Source organism: Microcoleus sp. Z1_B2 (genome assembly GCF_036700325.1).
Taxonomy (GTDB): Bacteria; Cyanobacteriota; Cyanobacteriia; order Cyanobacteriales; family Microcoleaceae; genus Microcoleus.
In genome coordinates this window covers 1-17,671 of record NZ_JAUBOQ010000079.1, presented here as the reverse complement: position 1 = coordinate 17,671, position 17,671 = coordinate 1, and the positions used below count along the sequence as shown (strand labels likewise).

At 45.8% G+C, this 17,671-nt stretch carries 16 protein-coding genes; 7 read left to right on the top strand and 9 right to left on the bottom strand.

Annotated elements, in window-relative coordinates:
* Positions 1–810: 810 nt before the first annotated feature.
* A complete protein-coding gene (locus QT984_RS28450; RefSeq protein WP_096831166.1) occupies positions 811–954 on the top strand; it encodes a chlorophyll a/b-binding protein in 144 nt (47 codons plus the stop codon).
* Positions 955–1,152: 198 nt separating this feature from the next.
* Here QT984_RS28450 and QT984_RS28445 read toward each other — a convergent pair whose 3' ends face one another.
* From QT984_RS28445 to QT984_RS28415, 7 genes are all read right to left on the bottom strand, one after another.
* Positions 1,153–1,365, bottom strand: a complete 213-nt coding sequence (locus tag QT984_RS28445; protein ID WP_333055883.1) for a hypothetical protein — start codon at positions 1,363–1,365, stop codon at positions 1,153–1,155.
* Between the two features lie 106 nt (positions 1,366–1,471).
* Positions 1,472–1,690, bottom strand: coding sequence for a hypothetical protein (locus QT984_RS28440; RefSeq protein ID WP_333055882.1), 219 nt, complete (start codon positions 1,688–1,690; stop codon positions 1,472–1,474).
* 461 nt (positions 1,691–2,151) lie between these two features.
* Positions 2,152–2,544 (bottom strand): response regulator, encoded by a 393-nt coding sequence (locus QT984_RS28435; protein ID WP_333055881.1) that lies wholly within the window; start codon positions 2,542–2,544, stop codon positions 2,152–2,154.
* Between the two features lie 564 nt (positions 2,545–3,108).
* Positions 3,109–5,670: a PAS domain S-box protein gene (locus QT984_RS28430; RefSeq protein WP_333375467.1), complete on the bottom strand. Its 2,562-nt coding sequence runs from the start codon at positions 5,668–5,670 to the stop codon at positions 3,109–3,111.
* 350 nt (positions 5,671–6,020) lie between these two features.
* Positions 6,021–8,267 carry a glycoside hydrolase gene (locus tag QT984_RS28425; RefSeq protein WP_333375465.1) on the bottom strand — a complete coding sequence of 749 codons (2,247 nt, stop codon included), beginning with the start codon at positions 8,265–8,267 and terminating at the stop codon, positions 6,021–6,023.
* A gap of 255 nt (positions 8,268–8,522) precedes the next feature.
* Positions 8,523–8,759 (bottom strand): NifU family protein, encoded by a 237-nt coding sequence (locus tag QT984_RS28420; RefSeq protein WP_006632519.1) that lies wholly within the window; start codon positions 8,757–8,759, stop codon positions 8,523–8,525.
* Positions 8,760–9,038: 279 nt separating this feature from the next.
* A complete protein-coding gene (locus tag QT984_RS28415; RefSeq protein WP_333055878.1) occupies positions 9,039–9,689 on the bottom strand; it encodes a DUF3386 domain-containing protein in 651 nt (216 codons plus the stop codon).
* 320 nt (positions 9,690–10,009) lie between these two features.
* Between QT984_RS28415 and QT984_RS28410 the strand changes: the two genes are divergently transcribed.
* The 3 genes from QT984_RS28410 (at position 10,010) to gmk (ending at position 13,313) form a co-directional block, all read left to right on the top strand.
* Positions 10,010–11,548 carry a PAS domain S-box protein gene (locus QT984_RS28410; protein ID WP_333055877.1) on the top strand — a complete coding sequence of 513 codons (1,539 nt, stop codon included), beginning with the start codon at positions 10,010–10,012 and terminating at the stop codon, positions 11,546–11,548.
* An 865-nt stretch (positions 11,549–12,413) separates the two neighbouring features.
* Positions 12,414–12,680 (top strand): extracellular matrix/biofilm regulator RemA, encoded by a 267-nt coding sequence (remA, locus tag QT984_RS28405; protein ID WP_172193250.1) that lies wholly within the window; start codon positions 12,414–12,416, stop codon positions 12,678–12,680.
* Between the two features lie 78 nt (positions 12,681–12,758).
* The gene (gene gmk / locus QT984_RS28400) at positions 12,759–13,313 is read left to right on the top strand and encodes a guanylate kinase (RefSeq protein ID WP_333055876.1); all 555 of its coding nucleotides are present in this window, start codon (positions 12,759–12,761) and stop codon (positions 13,311–13,313) included.
* Positions 13,314–13,429: 116 nt separating this feature from the next.
* On the opposite strand, the gene QT984_RS28395 is transcribed toward gmk, so the two are convergent.
* Complete coding sequence (locus QT984_RS28395; protein ID WP_333208144.1) at positions 13,430–14,236, bottom strand: hypothetical protein; 807 nt, start codon at positions 14,234–14,236, stop codon at positions 13,430–13,432.
* A 243-nt stretch (positions 14,237–14,479) separates the two neighbouring features.
* Between QT984_RS28395 and xseA the strand changes: the two genes are divergently transcribed.
* Positions 14,480–15,649 (top strand): exodeoxyribonuclease VII large subunit, encoded by a 1,170-nt coding sequence (gene xseA / locus QT984_RS28390; RefSeq protein ID WP_333055874.1) that lies wholly within the window; start codon positions 14,480–14,482, stop codon positions 15,647–15,649.
* Complete coding sequence (gene xseB / locus QT984_RS28385) at positions 15,646–15,873, top strand: exodeoxyribonuclease VII small subunit (protein ID WP_190740787.1); 228 nt, start codon at positions 15,646–15,648, stop codon at positions 15,871–15,873. Before xseA ends, xseB begins: the two co-directional genes overlap by 4 nt.
* A 353-nt stretch (positions 15,874–16,226) precedes the next feature.
* Here xseB and QT984_RS29895 read toward each other — a convergent pair whose 3' ends face one another.
* Positions 16,227–16,562, bottom strand: coding sequence for an ISAs1 family transposase (locus tag QT984_RS29895; RefSeq protein ID WP_445243036.1), 336 nt, complete (start codon positions 16,560–16,562; stop codon positions 16,227–16,229).
* Positions 16,563–17,294: 732 nt separating this feature from the next.
* On the opposite strand from QT984_RS29895, the gene QT984_RS28380 reads away from it, so the two are divergent.
* Complete coding sequence (locus tag QT984_RS28380) at positions 17,295–17,612, top strand: ISAzo13-like element transposase-related protein (protein ID WP_333055873.1); 318 nt, start codon at positions 17,295–17,297, stop codon at positions 17,610–17,612.
* Positions 17,613–17,671: the final 59 nt, after the last annotated feature.

The following is a 17,671-nucleotide window of genomic DNA, read 5'->3' as shown; positions in this document are numbered from 1 at the left end:
CATTTTTTAACGTTATATGCTTGCTATGTAAGCATTATAACCTATTTTTATCGTATTTTATGTTTAAGTCCCGTTAAGTGTGTGTTCTGAAGATCGACGTAAATAGAAAATAAAGGCTGAGACTGGCTTTTTTGTTTGCCTGTGGTTCGATGATTGTCCACCATTGTATTCATTCCTACAATTAGGTTGATTGGACAGCCTCGACATATCGCGCATCTAGCATTCATGGAGTGTTGTCTGTGGATTTGCTCAAAAATTAACATCTCGGCACAGGACAATCTGTTACCACAAAACACTGTAATTTTGTTGGGATTTGATTAGCGTCTTAGCTACAGGGTTTACATAACTGGAACGAGTTTAGTAGCAGCCCGCTGAAGGGAAATGGAACTCAATAATGTTTCAATTTTCTCAAGCTTGTATCAACTTGTTAAAACGACATTAGACTTACATTCCGCTCAACGGGGTGCTAGAAACTTGCCCCAGTTTTATAAACCGTGTAGCTAAGACGACTCAATCAACATTCCTTCATTTTGAATGCGATATTTTGTTTTAGCTCTGCTTTTAGGCTAGCGTTCTAATTATTGGATGTCAAGTATTAACTCAAAATAATTTGTTTACATCCTTAGACATCTCACCAAGGTTTTCGCCAAGCTGACACCGATCGACCTTCCCCCCGCGAGCCCCTCTCCCTGCGGGCCCATCCCGCTGATCTCCGGCATTTGAACAGTAAATGTAAAAATATGTTGCAAACTTTATACTGCTGTGTTAAGTTTAGTTACATAAGGTTGAAATTAAACGAGGTTTATGGTCATGGAAAACAAAGACGCAAAAGTTGGCTTCACTGAGTTTGCTGAAACCTGGAACGGCCGTTTGGCAATGTTGGGCTTCGTTATCGGCCTAGCTACCGAATACATCACCGGTCAAGGCATTCTCTCTCAAATCGGTTTGATGTAATCAGCTTAACTGCATACAATAGCTGAAATTCTGTAGGGCGATCGACCCCATCACAAGTGCACTCATCCCCCCCGCTAATAAGTCCCCTTCACTTCACACGGAAGGGGATGAGTGCATTTTTTATCCAAAAATCCCACTGAGGGCACAAACAAAAATCTTTTCAGTCTCAATATTTATCGCGAGACTAACTCCAGGAAACTAAGCAATTTCTACAGAATCAAAAATCCTCAATTTAGGAGTCAAACTCGCAACCTTCACCAAACCATCGCGTTTGTGATTCCGCACGCTGTTACGTAAAATCATCTCCGACAGATCCGGCATTTCCTGCCAGCAGTGCGAGCAGAACCAATAAACGCGATTGTGGCGAGCGTGGCGGAGCAATTTAGAGGAGCAACAAGGGCAACTATTCATGATATTTTAAACCTTTTTTGAAGATATGGAGCGATAACCCAATCATTAGAGAGATTCACGAAAGCCTGCACATCTCAATTCCAGGCACAAAAATAAAAATTTTTTTTCACTCATAGCTTTGGGCGTCGCGCAAGTAGCACTTTTGGAGGCCCAAGAGTAACACCACAATCAAAAGCTGAACGCTCCAAGGAGCCCAAGAGAAACCCCAAATAAAACAACCCAGCCCGGCCCAAGCCACAAGAACAAAAATATCTTGAGAGGTTTGCCAGTAAATCCAGACTGCTGCCAGAGAAACTATTAGTAGCAAAATGTAAGCTGAGGGCATAATCGTCTTCTCCCAATGTGTCTGCCAACAGTCAGGAGCGATCCCTGACGTTCTGCTTAAACATAAAACTAAAACCTGAAGAACTTATGAAGACGAGTGAGTTGTTACAAAAAGTAAAATAATCCTGCCAGCTTATATTTCGCGGATAAATCAGTAGGAATACTGAGTTCATGGCTGAGGCCGAATTCGGTTAAATGGACGCACTACCAATAGGGACTTAGGCATCCCTATTGGTATCAATTTCACCCCAATACCGATAGGGTGGAAACTGATACCGGACTGAGGTTTTGAGTCTTAAGCTGACCGGACCAAAGGTGCGGGGTCTAAATTGCTACATATATCCTGTCCGATCGCCCTAATTCGATCTAAGGAACCATATCCAAGAAACCAAGTTTTTTTAACTCTCTTTGCCTGCAAAACTACTGCTTGAAAAGCGGCACAATTCAAGGCGGACGATCGATCTATTCTTGCTTCCAGCCCAAAGCCTCAGCGACCTGATCCGCCAAAAACATCGGTTCAAAAGGCTTAGCAATCACGCTCACCACCCCCAAATCAGCGAACATCCGCCTGTCCCCAGCCAGAGCCTTAGCTGTCAATAAAATTACCGGAATGTGCTGCGTAGCCTTATTAGCTTGTAACTGTTGAAAAGTAGTAGGCCCGTCTTGGTCGGGCATCATCACGTCCAATAGAATAGCATCAGGCTGTTCGGCAAGAGCCTTAGCAACACCCTCGCGGCCAGAACTCGCTGTCAGGACTTCCCAGCCCCCCACCAGCTCAAGACTGACTTGAGCTACTTCCCGAATATCTTCCGCATCGTCAATAACCAAGATGCGCTTGGCAGTCAAAATTAACATTTTTTTAGAAAAGAGAACTGATCGCAGATTAGAGGCGAAATGTGAATATTTTGTAAAGCAAATTATCTTACCCGATCGGACTTTACAGTAAATTTTCAAAACTGTATAGCAGATGTTGAAGGCCTTTCGGCTCCCGGAGACTTCGCGACCGGGTAAAAAGAAGGAAAAAAGAACACCTCCGTTGCAATCGACCGCCTGAGTTTCAACAATTAAGAATATCCTAACCTTCGGGCGCGGTTGCTGTAAAATCTCCCCCCCAAAAAAAGCCGCTTTTCCACCTCTAATCGAGATTTTTGCTCGCAGTCCCCGATTAATCCAAAAGGCTGAGATTGTTTGTCGGTGACAATCAAGCATCCAGGATACAAGCCCCCGGATTCATCCGTCCAGAAATAAAAAACCTGTATCCGATGCAACTTGCCTAACGTATTTATCCGTGGCGTCAATACTTCAATACTTCAATTCTTTAATCTAAAATCTAAAATCTAAAATCTAAAATCGATTGACTCGATCGAACAATCTGCACAAAATCAGTAACTTTGGGTACACCAGAGTAGAAATTAACTTTCAGTTGCCAGCCCCTCCCGCAAGAAGTGGCAGACTTAAGAAAAAAGTGCTGCCCTCCCCCACAACGCTCTCCACCCACATCCGCCCGCCGTGCTGCTCCACGATACTGCGACAAATAGCCAGCCCCAAACCAGTACCTCCTTTCTGGCGAGAATCAGAAGCATCAACTTGTTGAAAGCGTTCAAAGACCATCTCCAGTTTGTCTGGCGGAATACCCCGCCCTTGGTCTTTCACAGCAATCACGATGTACCACGAGGTCGGAACTGGCATATGCGGAGGCGCGGCGGCCGGCTCAGGAGACAACAAAGACGGAGACGACACCGACTTGTGGGCTGCTTTTTCTGCCAAATCCAGATTGTGGCTCAACTCCCCGCTCAGCCAAACCGTAGCGCCGGAGGGAGAAAATTTTATAGCATTACTTAGTAAATTTGTCAAGGCTTGAATTAGCCGATCGGGAACAGCTTGCAATTGCGCCCCCACAGGCTTCACCGACAGAGTAACTCCCGCCGGCTTCGCCATTCCCTGCATCTCGTCAGCCGCCTGCAACATCAGCTCAGCCACATTGCAAGTTTGTTTGACGGCAGTGCTGTAACTCGACTCCATCCGCTCTAAATCTAGGATGTCGTTGACCAAGCGCACCAAGCGGTCAGTATTAGTGACAGCAATCTCCAGCATCCGCTTAGCTTTCTGGGGGTAAGCGTCGAGCAGGCCGCTGTTGAGGAGGCCGAGGGCGCCGTGAATCGAGGTCATCGGCGTCCGCAGTTCGTGGCTGACAACAGAGATGAATTCATCTTTCATGCGCTCGACGGCAAGCTGCTCCGTGATATCTTTAAAAGTCACTACAGCTCCAATAATTTCGCCTTGTTCTCGCATCGGAGCGACAACGTACTCAACCGGAAAACTGCTGCCGTCTCGCCGCCAAAAAATCTCATCGGTGACGCGCCGCGCCTCTCCGTCTTCCAAGGTGGCTAAAATTTGAGAACTTACCCGGTTCGGCAGCAGTTTGCCCGCCTGCTGTGCGGCGCAGTGTGGGACAAGTTCCGACCCTGAATTGATGTCTGTTGCAGGTGACAGTTGCTCGATCGCCCTTGAGCATTCTTGCTGTGAACGGTGTAAGCTTTCATAGAGTGGTCGATCGATCAATTGCTTCAATTCGCACCCAGCCATTCTCACCGCCGCAGGATTGACAAAAGTTACTTTTCCCTGTTTGTTCAACCCGCAAATTCCTTCTCCTGCGGAGAACAAAATCATTTCTGTTTGGTGGCGGAGTTGTTCAAAGGCTTTTTCGACTCGCTTGCTGTCGCTGATGTCGCGAGAGATTGTCGAAACGCCCGTTACCGCTCCAGTCGCGTCTTTAATCGGAGAAATCGTGAGGGAGACATCTATCTGTTGGCCATCTTTCCGCAAGTGTACGGTTTCATAATGGTCGATGGTGGCTCCAGCTCTAATATTTTCCAATATTTGAGGCATTTCCTTGGGGCGTTCGGGTATGGCTAGAATCTCTATAGACTTCCCCTTGATTTCCGCCGCACAGTAGCCATAAATCTTCTCTGCTCCTGTGTTCCAGCTCTGAATTGTCCCGGTGAGGGTTTTGCTGACGATGCCGTCATCGGAAGACTCGACAATCGACGCCAAGCGCACGAGTTCGTCTCTAGCTTGCTTGTATTCGGTGATGTCGCGGCCCAAAATCACGATACTTTTGCGTCTGCCGTCGGGGTGAAATACGGGTACTTTAATCACGTCGTAGATATTCACAGTACCGTCCGATCGGGGAATCATTTCTTCCCCCCTAGAAAGCTTACCTTTTTCCCACGCTTCTCGATCGCTCACCTCGCAAGCCTGTAACGCCTCGCGGTAAAAACTGCTGAGTTCTCCTAGCTGAGAATCTTTAAGGCCACGGTAGTCTATTTTTTCTAGCTCGAACACTTCCAATATCGCTTGATTTGCCTCCTGCCACCTGCCCTCGCCATCTTTGAAGCAGACAATATCTGGCATGGCATTCATCAGCAAGTTGAGATAGGAGTTTTCTCGCAGTGCAGTTTCTACCTCGGCCCGCTTGGCGATTTCCCGTTGCAGGTTTTCGTTTGCCGTTTGCAGCGAGTCCTTTAACAAACTTTCTGTAAAAGTCCGTTCTTTAATTATTTCCTGAAGTCTGTGGATTTCTAGCGACTGCCGCCTGCGGGCCAACAAATTCTCTACCCGCCAATGCAGTTGGGCGAGTTCGACGGGACTTACTATCAAATCGTCTATTCTGCGTTCGAGTTGTTTGGGCTGCTGCGAAAATGGCTGCTCAGAAAGAGCAGGCGTTTGGGATTGACTAACCAGCAAGAACGGTAAAAATATCGGTTCGGCGGCAGTTTTTAATGATTCTACCAGCGGCCCGATGCGATCGAAAGAGGCCTCGTCGAGAATGCACAAGTCAAAAGCGATTTGGGGAATGGGAAATTCGGAGTTGGGATTTAAAGCGCGATCGAGTACAATCACCTCATGCTCGGTGTTGAGGTGGGCGATCAGCAAATTAAGTTGTTGGTGGCGATCGACCAATAGTAAAATGCGGCTCATTAGTTTGTTAATTTCCCCATGACTAATGATATGATTTCCGGTAAAATAACTATTACAATAAGGTTTGTAGTGATGACTTTATTCCTCTTTTTCATGAGTGATGAAGCCCTCATTACAGACATATTTTATAGTTTTCGCTCGACCGGATGCGACCGAAATTATCAAGGCATTAGGCAGCCAGAGTAGAATCCCCAATTGGATATAATTTGATAATTATTTAATTGTTTGTTGGTTCAAAAAATCACTAATGACTAATGACTAATTCAGGGGGCGGGTTTATATTTATTTGGGTTAGCAGTTCTATGAAAGCTGGTGAAACCCGCCCCTACAGCCTAATGACTAATGACTTTTTACGGCATTCCGATCGGAATCAAAGAATCGAACGGCATACAGGTAGAGTAACTACTCCCATCCGATAAAACCGCAATCAGCCTCACCTGCCAGTCGGGCATAATCTGCAAATCCGCCCAGGGCACTGCTACCTCCAAACATTTATCCACTCCCACTTGGGCGCGGCTAATGCGGGGCAGCCACCGATCGCCATCTTCTGCTTCCTGAAACCAAATCGATTTCGTCAGCAAATTAATCTCTAACTGATGGTGGTATCTATAGTTTAGCGGTGCTTCGTCAGGCAAACCCGACAGCGGAATCAGACTGTTGTGCATGGTGCGATCGGGATAAAACCAGAACAAATTTAACTGCTGCGGGCAATCAATTCCCGGCCGCACCCCTACCTTGAAGTCGGCACGAATGTAAAAATTCAAGTGGTCAACGCCGTACCAAAGGCGCTGAATTGCCGAACTCCGGTGCATCGTACCCCTTGCTCCCCCAACTTCAATCCGACCGGCTTTGTCCCAATCCTGTTCGTTGCCGATACCGTCAATCACCGGGTGAATAAAGCTCAGCGGCAGGTGGTCGCCTTGAACAGAGTGCACCTCTACTTGCCGCCGCACTTCCGGGGGTACAGGCTCGCCGAGAGCTTCGTAAATCGCCGCTACGTGTTCGCGAAATAGCTGGTCGAACATGGCATCTTGGTTCGACGTGTGGCCTTCGCCAAACCACCAGAACCAGTCGGAACCTTCGGCCGCATACAGCGCTTCCCAAGCTTCTGGGTTGCTTTCTTCTGTGGCCTCTGGATGGTTTGCCAGCATTTGTCTCGCAGGCTCTAACAAGTCCCAAGCGCGATTTTTCGCGGGATCGCCGATCCAAGTTGTGAGAGAACCGTCCACCCAGGAACCAGTGTGCAGTTGGGCTGCGGGAATTGTTTCGGTTGCTGGGAATTTGTCGAGAAATTCCGAGACTGTGACTAATTTGATATCTGGATTGTCGCTGAGAGTTTGATAGAGGGATTCTAAGAACGGTTTGCCGTCTTGGGGATAGAATTCCCAGCAATTTTCGCCGTCGAGGGCGATCGTCACTAACCAGGGATTTTCTAAAGCTGTTTGGCCGCCTGACTGTCGGTTTTTGAGAGTTCTGCCGATCGCCTCTAAGTGTCCCACTAAATCTGATGCTGCTTTTTCCGGTTCCATCGAACCGTAGGTAAACCCGATCAAGTCCGACAATCTGTGGTCTCTAAATACTATGGCTAAATCCCCGTCAGGAGTTTCTAAACGGTAAGGGCGATATAAGAATTCTGGTTCGTAGACATTCCCTGTCGCGTCGCGGTTGAAAAAGTGTTTAATTGTCCACCCCAATACTGCTTCGTCCGAGACTATCCATTTAAAGCCTTGTTTGGCAATGTAGGGCAAAATTTCCGGGCTGACTGCTTGTTCCGACGGCCACAAACCGCGCGGTTGGCAATCAAACCGGTCTTCATACATTTCCCAGGCTTTTCTCAGGTGTCGGGGAATATCTTCTTCCCACTGAAACCGGTGTTGTGGCAGCGTCATGTTTGGAATAGCTATGCGGCCGCCATTAGTGTCAGCAAGCAGCGGTAAAATCGGGTGCGTGTAGGGGGTTGTGGAGACTTCCAACTGTCCCTCAGCTTGCATTTTACGGTGCTGGGGGATGATGCGAGCGAGGATTTCTTTTTGTTTTGAGTAGATGTTTTTTCTGTCTACCAAACTAAAATTTTGTCCTTGTTTCAGCCACCCTGCAATCTCCGGGTCGTCCCAAAACAGCGGGTCAATCCAAGCTAAATTGTGCCAGGCCAGCAAGTCGCTAAAATCCTGCAATTTCCAGTTTTCCAAACACCACTGAATGCCTTTTTCCTGCCGCTGAGTGTAGAGTTGAGCGTAGCGGGGGTGTGGCTGAATCAGAGTGTGGTAATTGGCGTCAAAAAAGTGTTCTAAAATGAACTCTTGTTCTGGGAGGGTTAAAATTTCTGCTGACTTTAATGTCACCGTCAAGTAAGGGTCTAATGCTTTATCTGCGATGCAGTCTTCTATCTGCAAAATCAAGGAGGGAACCAAGTTTACGGTTTGATGAAGCTTGGGATATTTTGCCAGGAGGAGCACTAAATCCAAGTAGTCTTTGACTCCGTGCAAGCGCACCCAAGGCAGTCGGTACTGAGCTGCTCCTGCGCTAGCGGATACTCTGGATTTGTAGAGCGGTTGGTGTTGGTGCCAAATGAAGGCTACATAAAGGGGGTGAGACATTGAATTTAGTAATTGGTAATTGAATTTGGTAATTGGTAATTGGTAATTGGTAATTAAATTGGGTAATTGGTAATTGGCAATTAAATTGGGTAATTGGTAACAGTCAACAGTCAACTGGTAATTGGTAACAGCCAACTGTTAACAGCCAACTGCCAACAGTCAACCGTCAACTGGTAATTGGTAACAGTCAACCGTCAACCGTCAACCGTCAACTGCCAACTACCAATTGCCAACTACCAATTGCCAACTGACTAATTACATTACCTGTTCGACTTCGGCAATTTCTGGGATAGCCTCGCGCAGGCGACGTTCAATCCCCATTCTCAGAGTCATTGTGGAACTCGGGCAAGAGCCACAAGCTCCTTGCAGTCTCAGGTGTACCACTGGGCCGTCAATTTCTACGAGTTCGACGTTGCCACCGTCGGATATCAGGTAGGGGCGCATTTCATCGAGAACTGTTTCGACGTTATCTCTGGTTAGTGCTAGTGTCATATTTCGCCTCTGTGATGATTTTTTGCAGGTGATGAAAGTTCGATTTGACTCAAGGGCAGCATTCTCAACCCGCGCGGGATTTAAGAAACCGGGTTTTTTGATCAAAGACTTAGGCACTCAGGTGAGCCCGCGGCAGGAAACCCGGTTTCTGTCACGCTGATGCTCGATCCCAATTAGCTCTCTCGTTCGATCGTAGCGTTACTTGCCGCCAAATCAAGTTGATTCTGATACGTTAACCAAAAAAACCCTTTTATTTAAGAAATCGGGTTTTTGAGGGCGCTACACTACTGCTGGTTCTAGCAGTTTGACGTGGGAGTAGTTGAACTCGGTTGTTGTCAGTTGACCTTTTTCTTTGGCTCGAACTACTTGCTTTGTCATGACATAATAGTCGCCTATCTTCTCAAAGGTATCTTCAAATTCGAGTTCTTTGATAATTTCGTCTGTTTGGGGGTTGCGGAAAACGGCATCGTAGTGGGTAGCCAAAGAACCTTCGGGTGTCTCTAAGCTTTTGTGCGTGTCAATTACGAAAGCCATCCGGCCCATCACCCGGCTGACTTGACAAATTGAGAGACCTCGGATTTTATAATTCGAGCCCATTGAGTCGCCTTGCACCAAGATGTCCACAGCGTCGGTGCTATCCTTCTCGCCCAGGGTAAAGCTATTTTTGCCGTGAGATTTTTCAAATGTCGATCGTTTGCGGTGGGTGACAATATCACGCATTTGGGTGTAGACGCTTTGCTGCACTTCCTCATCTTCAATGCCGCTGACTTCCACGCTCATGTCGGGTTTGATGGAAACATGACCCGTATATACTTCGTCGCCCTGTTTGAGTTCAATATCGGCACTGTAACCGGGAAAATTGGCATCCCAGGTATAGCGGTGTTCGTAAGCAGCGCGAAACAAATCGCGAGCGTTGGCTTGCTCTGTCATAAATCCCTCTTTCTCTTGACACCCATCTAGTTTAGCTTAACCGCGAGAAGCCCTACATTCACTGGGTAGGAGAGTTACCCGCACTCCTGGCGATCACTTCTTGGGGGTGCGGCTGGGCTGGCAATTAGGGCGCAACAAGAATTTACTTTCTCTATCGGTTGCTATGATTTGAAGAGAAAGTCCCAAAATGCCTGGTTATTGAGAGCGCGATGGGTCGATCGCCACACACCAGTCTTAGTTATGGGTTATGTTGAAAAAACTTGTGTCCGCTTTTTAGGGGTTGCACCCGCCGGCAACTATTAGATTCCCCCCTTAATAAAATGCTAGAAACTGTCTACAAACACTTAGAAACATTGCAGGAACAAGCTAGGGAATTGCCACACCCGCAACAGGCAATTTTCACAAAAACTTTGGAAGATTTATCAAATTCTCTACAGGAAATTGCAGGCAGCCGCTTGTTTGAAAGCGCCACAAATAACGCGGCAAAGCTGGTTAAAATTGAAAAAAACAATCGCCTATTGGAGCGCACTGTAGCCCAGCAAGTAGGGCAAATCAGACAGCTACGGGAGCAGTTGGAAAAACAAATCAGCCAGCATCGCAGGGACACTCAAGCCTTAACTAAAAGTGAAGCCAAACTGCAAGCTATGCTGCGTAATTCTCCCGATCTAATTAGCATTGTCGGCTCCGATGGGCGAGTTAGATACCACAGCGGCTCTCTACAGCGGCTTTTGGGCTACAACCCAGAAGATAGAATTGGCAAATTTCACGGCGAGTTAATCCATCCAGACGATTTGCTAGCTTGGCAGACGTATTTTGGTAAGTTGTTAGAAGCTCCCGGAATTGGGGGGGCAATCGAATATCGGAAACGCCACGCTGACGGTTCTTGGATCTACATGGAGTCAATAGGTAACAGTTTGCTTTACGATTCTAGCGTGCAGGGAATTATAATTAATTCGCGGGAAATAGGGGAACGAAAGCAAGCGGAAGTCGCTGTCCGAGATTCGGAACTGCACTACAGAGTTATGTCGCAAATTACTTCGGATTTTGCCTATTCTTTTAAGGGACTTCCCGATGGCAAGTTCGCCTGCGAGTGGGCGACAGAAGCTTTTGAGCGCTGCACCGGTTGCGTTCCTGAAGAATTAGAATCGTTTGGTTGGTGGAACTCCGAACTCGTTCATCCCGACGACAGGGAAATGTTAATTAAACAGTTAGAAGGCTGTACTTTCAGCCGCACTGGAGCTAATGAGTATCGCATTATTAATCAAAAAGGCGAGGTGCGCTGGGTGCGGGACTACTGGCAAGTGGTGTGGGACAAAACTGCTGAACGGGTTGTCCGGTTGTGGGGCGCTTGTCAGGAAATTACCGATCGCAAGCAAGTAGAATTGAAACTGCAACTCGTTAACCAAGTTTTGCAAGCCCAGATAGCATCGGCGCCGCTGGCGATTAACTGTACCAGCAATGACGGCAATACCGTTGTTTGGAACCGCGCCGCCGAACAACTTTTTGGCTGGGCTGCGGCTGAGGTTTTAGGGAAACCTTTACCGAATATTCCTGAAGGCCAAAAGCAAGATTTTTACGCGCTGCTAAAGTCTGCGTCTAATGGCAAACCGCAAAACGGTTTGGAAATATCTTTGTTGAAAAAAGACGGTAGTTCGATCGATGTTTGGCTTTGGGCCGCACCTGTGCGAGATGCGGGCGGCCAAACTGTCGGCAGTATCAACATATTTTCTAATCTTTCAGAACGCAAGCGCATAGAGGAAGAGCGCCAAAAACTAGCAGCGATGAAAGATATGGAAGAACCTTTTTGGGCGCGCTATGTCAGCCCTCCAAAAATACCGAAAAAAAAGGGTGGCGGGTAATTATCTCAAGTTACAATCATTAAAAGTGCGAAAGTGCAATCTTATGATTGCAGGGTAAGAGGCTCTCAATCATGCTTGACAAAAGCACTTGAGAATTGGTTGGGTGGAGGGGAGATATTATTCCCTGCCCCTCCCATTTAGATATGTACGTGCGAATTTCTCCGCATACAGAGCCCGATGTTCTCAGCTTTCGCTTTTGCTCATGTGAATATAATCGTGATAGATGAGAGTGAACCGCTAGAAGGCTGTTTATTTTCGAGTTACTATGGTTGCCGTCTACATGATGTAGATTAACCCTTTCATCGCCTAGCATTTTTAAGCCATATTCCCCACATTTATGGTTTTGCCGTTTTAAGGATTTAGAGGTTTCGCTGTCATAAAGTTTGCTGTTACGCTTACTCCAGTAAGGAATGAGAATTAAATAACTTCCACTCTTGAAAGTGGGATGGGCTCTTATAGCCCGTCCACTCATGACGGGCTATAAGAGCCCATCCCACAATAACAATTAAAATTGTAAGTTATTTAATTCGCGATCCTTAAAAACTGTCCGGAGTATTGCTATCTGGGAAATTAAATTTATATTTCGCAACATTTACTGGATGTTGTCTCGATACAGCTAATGCTATCATTTGCAACTCAAAATCGACGCTTTTACTGAATCTTTAAGATAGAGCGACAACAGCGAGTCTTTTTTAAATTTTTGATAAAGAACGGGGTACTAGGCGTCAAAAGGGTAAAATTTTTAGGTAGGAAATAAAAAACTTAGTTGGGATTAATTTGAGGATTGTCAGAAAAAATCTTTGTATATTATATGATCAAAAGTAAGGATTGATAGTCAATCGTTCACCTACAAATTAAGAATTTCATGGATATTCAATTAATTAATATCGGTTTTGGTAACATTGTGTCTGCTAATCGAGTGATTGCCATTGTCAGTCCTGAGTCAGCGCCAATTAAGCGGATTATTACTGATGCACGGGAGCGGGGACAACTGGTTGACGCTACTTACGGCCGCCGCACGAGGGCGGTAATTATTACAGATTCGAGTCACGTCATCCTCTCGGCGATTCAGCCGGAAACTGTTGCTAATCGTTTTGCGATCGGCAAAGACGGTCAAGGTAGGGATGATTGAGGTTTGTCAGTTGCAATTTGAGCGCTTACGGTCTAAAGTAAGCAGAAACTTAAATTGTTACACGTTTCTTTTCTAAAAATGAAATCTGGTAAATTAATTGTTCTGACGGGGCCTAGCGGTGTGGGGAAAGGCACCTTAGTACGATCGCTCCTCAATCGCCATTCCGAATTGTATCTTTCGGTATCGGTGACAACTCGTGAGCCCCGCGAGGGAGAAATTGAGGGACAACACTATTATTTTGTCAGCCGCAGCCGTTTTGAAAAAATGGTTGAGGCTGGAGAGTTGGCGGAATGGGCCCAGTTTGCCGGTAATTTTTACGGTACTCCTTATTTTGGTCTTAAACAAGGAATCGGTGAGGGAAAATCGGTAATCCTGGAAATTGAGCTGGAAGGGGCAAGGCAAATTAGGAATAATTTTCCAGAGGCGCTGCGAATTTTTATTTTACCTCCTTCTTGGGAAGAGTTGGAGCGCCGGCTGCGGAGTCGGGGTCAAGATTCTGAAACTGCGATCGCCCGTCGGTTGGTGCGGGCTAAAGAGGAAATTGAAGCGGCGGGGGAATTCGATTTCCAAGTTGTTAATGACGATTTGGAAGTTGCTTTGAAAAAGCTAGAATCAATACTTAATTTGGAGTAATTTTTAGGTGGGTATGAGTGAATTTTGAAGTTTTATTGATATTAAGGCCCAACAGCACGACACAAAAGTCACGGATACACTGATAGTTGTTTTTTCTTCTAACTTCTGAATCACCATTAAGAATTAATCCGTGTATCCGTGTCAAAATCAGTGTCGTGCATTCCTTGTTCCTTCAATCTTACCCATTTCTCCGTCCTGGCTAAAACTTCGCTACTTTGTTTGATAGCAACACAAACTTTTAAATTCAATTCCAGAATATTAAGTGAAGGAGAAATTTTTCTCAACGGTTCAATTTCGCGAGCAGAACAGCCCAACATTTCCATATAAGCTAGCGTCCAGCCAATAGCTGCAATGTCCCCTACATTGCCTTCTCCGGCGCAAAGGTAACAACCCAGTTCGCCCTCCGACCCACACTCAGGACACACCCAATTGCCCAGTTGTGAATGGAGTAGATTTGTGCGGGAGGCGGATGCGATTGTTAATGCTTTAATATGATTTTGAACTACTTGTTTAAAACCTCGGTTGTGGTCGCTGCGGTGGTCGGAATTACCGGGCGATCGCCCGATTGCTACTGCTTGCTGTTGTGGCGAAGCAACAGAGGCTGTTTGGTTCTCCCTGGTTACTCTAGATTCGCCTAGGTTCGCAGTTAGCTGAATACCATAGTCTTTCGACTCTTCAGTCTGAGAGTGGTTGAGTGCGCTGGAGGAATCGGGTTCGGAAGTTGTGAAGGATTGTTCTATGCGATCCTCTTCGAGGGCTTCGCCAACGGCAAAATCTTGCATTGAGAGGTGATGTTCGATCGCCAAAGACCAAGTTCTTTTATGTCGGAGGTCGCCATATTTTCTGGCTTCTTCCTCAGTAATGCCGATCGCCGCAGCCTCTTGGCGCAGCACATTAATCGAAGTCATTGTATCTGATATCATTAGTTTGTTTGCAGTTAAATTTACGATCGCCCGCTCAGCCTACAAATAAATTACCTTAGATATAGTACAATAGTCCGGAGTATTTTTAGATTGTCTTCTGAAATCAGTGATTTTCCGTTATGAAGGAGATTGCACAATCGCCCTGAAACCCTTATTTTACGCTTGGCAATCACACACTGTCCGAAGCATTGATAGTAGCCTAAATCTAAAATCTAATATCTAAAATCTAAAATCTAAAATTGGATGACTTCAATTCTTCCCGATACAGCTTTATCTGTTGCTGGACTAACATCTTACCTGCAAGACTTGTTGGAGGGCGATCGCAACCTGCAATCAATTTGGCTGACAGGCGAGGTGTCGAACGTTTCGCACCACCCCAGCGGCTGCTTTTTCACTCTCTGCGACACCGACAAAAGCGCTGCGATTCGCTGCGTGGTGTGGAATTCTCAGCGGCCAAAATTGGTGCAAATTCCCGCAAAAGGGGAACAGTTGCTGGTTTTGGGAAGCATCCGGGTTTACAAAAATCGCGGCGAGTACCAGTTGACGGTTGTGCAATCGCTGCCGGCTGGGGAAGGATTGCAGGCTTTGCGGTTGCAGCAATTGCGATCGCGCTTGGATGCTGAGGGTTTCTTCGATCCCGCCCGAAAGCGCCCGATTCCCGCACACCCGCAAATTGTGGCCGTGGTGACATCCGATACTGGCGCTGCTTGGGGAGACATTCAGCGCACTCTAGCCCAAAGATATCCGGGTTTGCGGGTGTTGCTGTCGCCGACAGGAGTGCAGGGGGAATTCGCTGCTGCTGCGATTGCTAGGGCGATCGCCCGTGTAGAATTGGACGGTAGGGCGGAGGTGATCGTGTTAGGGCGGGGCGGCGGGGCGGCGGAAGATTTGGCTTGTTTTAATGATGAGAGAGTTGTCAGGGCGATCGCCAATTGTGCGATTCCAATTATCACTGGTATCGGGCACGAAAGAGACGAATCTCTCGCCGATTTAGTAGCAGATAAACGAGCCCACACTCCTACTGCGGCGGCGGCTCAAGCTGTACCAATTTTAGCAGATATTTACTTTGAACACAAGCAGCGAATGGTCAATTTAGCAAGTGCTGTGCGGGCCAGATTTCAGGCAGAAGAAGAGCATTTGCAACAGTTACAAAATCGATTAAAACGTTTGCCTGCGACATCCCGAACTTTGCGGCAGGCAACTGGTAAACTGGAAGTATTGCAAGAAAAGTTATCCGCACTGAATCCGGCGGCGGTTTTGCAAAGGGGTTATGCGGCGGTAATCCAAAGTGACGGTACGATCGTCCGCACAACTGACGGTTTGGAATTGGGAGAGGAATTGACTGTGAGGTTGAGTCGGGGCCGGCTGAAAGTTAAGATTGTAGAAGTATTGGATGCGGAAGACAAGTTATGATTGATTCGCAGTTGCGCCAGTCTGACTGGAATTATGAGGAAACGGTCGATCGAATTGAAGCAATTATCGATCGGGTGGAATCGGGAGAGTTGCCCCTAGAGGAGGTTTTCGAGCAGTTTGGGGTGGCTGTAGAGTGTTGGCAGCAGTGCGAAAGCTTTTTGGCGCGGGGGAAGGAACAGATGGATTTGTCGATCGAGCTTTTGGCTGCAGAACCCGATTTTTAACCGGAGATAAACTCTGATTAATGTGGATAAAATAGCGCGTTTTGCCGAAATCCAGACAGGGAATTAATTCCCTGTCTCCTCGCAAAAATCTTCGCTATGAGGAGTGTTAAACTGATAATACTCAATCCGGGTTCGCTACCCCCTTTCTTATTACCCAACGCCGAATCAAAATCGACATTCTTTACCTTAAAACCAGGTTACTTTGCATCACTCCTTTATTTGATTTTTTTAGTCAAATTCATCTTCCGATATTGCTTGATACTCCCAAAGCTTCTTCCCTCGGATCGTACACCAATTTCCCGTAAATTTTCAGCATCCAATCCGCGAATTAATACATGGTAAAAGCATCTCAATCACCCTTGACAAAAGGACTCAAAAGAATCTAATATATTGTCAGCAAAACAAGAACGAATAATTTGAATCAGATCATCACTATCCATAGCTGCCCTTTTCATTTTTTGTCTAAAACTACGTTTGTAAGTCAGTTCACGATTGAAGGCATTGAGCGCGAGCCGTCGCAGGACAGCTAAATTCTGGGGACTGTGGAAAAAGCGAATCCGGCAGGCATCTTCAGCAAAGGTAGAATCTAAAGCCCAATGAGCCTCATTTTCAATCCCCCAATGTTTTCGGAGAGCTCGACCTAAAAGTTGAGCATCACTATCTAAGGAAGTTAGAAATGAAAAATAAATAAGTTGATGAGTTATCGGTTATAATGAAATAAAGTGTGAGATGACAATTTTTACTCCTACAGAGAACAACTCACAACTGATTTTTATAGTTAACTCTTCTAATTTACTTTTAACTCCCGGTCTGAGTCTAATTGAATTGAGTCAAAAATTAAAAAACTTTATACATCATTATTATCAGAAAAAAACAAAAGAAGATATGCAGCTTTCTTAAGCTCAAAAATTAGGATGGGGTGGAATTAGGTATGTAATGCAAATTTTGGGATGCAGTCGAAATACTATCATCAAGGTAATAGAAGATTTAGAAAAAATGGACTCAGAGACACTGAATAGTTCCAGGATCAGAAAGAGAGGAGGGGAAAGAAAAAGTATTCTGTCTACTAAAATCGCCATTGATGCAGAATTTTTATACATTTTAAAAAATCACACAGCCTGAAACCCAATGAATGAGTTAATCAAATAAACTAATTTGACCCATAAAGAAATAGCTTCTGCAATACAAGCGGCAGGTTTTACCATTAGTCTCCCCTTACGATCGCGAATTAAATAATTTACACTCTTGAAAGTGGGGAGTAGGGGTTGGGCTTATAGCCCGCCCTTTCTGGACGAGCAGGACGCCCATCCCACAAGAACCATCACGGATTGTAAGTTATTTAATTCTCATTCCTTAGTGGCAAAACTATTAAAAAATCATTGGTATTTGAAACGAAAACAAAAAACAAATAATAGTAATTAATGAAAATCGTGACGCTCAATTTTAAAATATTGCGAAAGTGGATACGGAGTATAGAGAAGCCAGCAATCCTATCCAACCGTTTTGATACCAAAAAGAAAAAAGTTTTAGGAAATTTGTATCCTCCGGGAACTCTCTATACAAAGGAACCTGTCACTACTTTCGATCGGGATTTTTGGAGTTTAGGTCACGGTAAAGTGAGCCCACATGGGGTTTATGATTCTCAACAAAACCGAGGATATATAACATTAAGAAATAGTAAAAATACCAGTGAATTCGCCTGTGAGTCTTTAAAAAAATGGCAGGGTAAGCTCATCTAATTTGGTATAATATGAACTTGACAAAGTTAACAAAATAAGCATAAGAGACTGTGTAGACA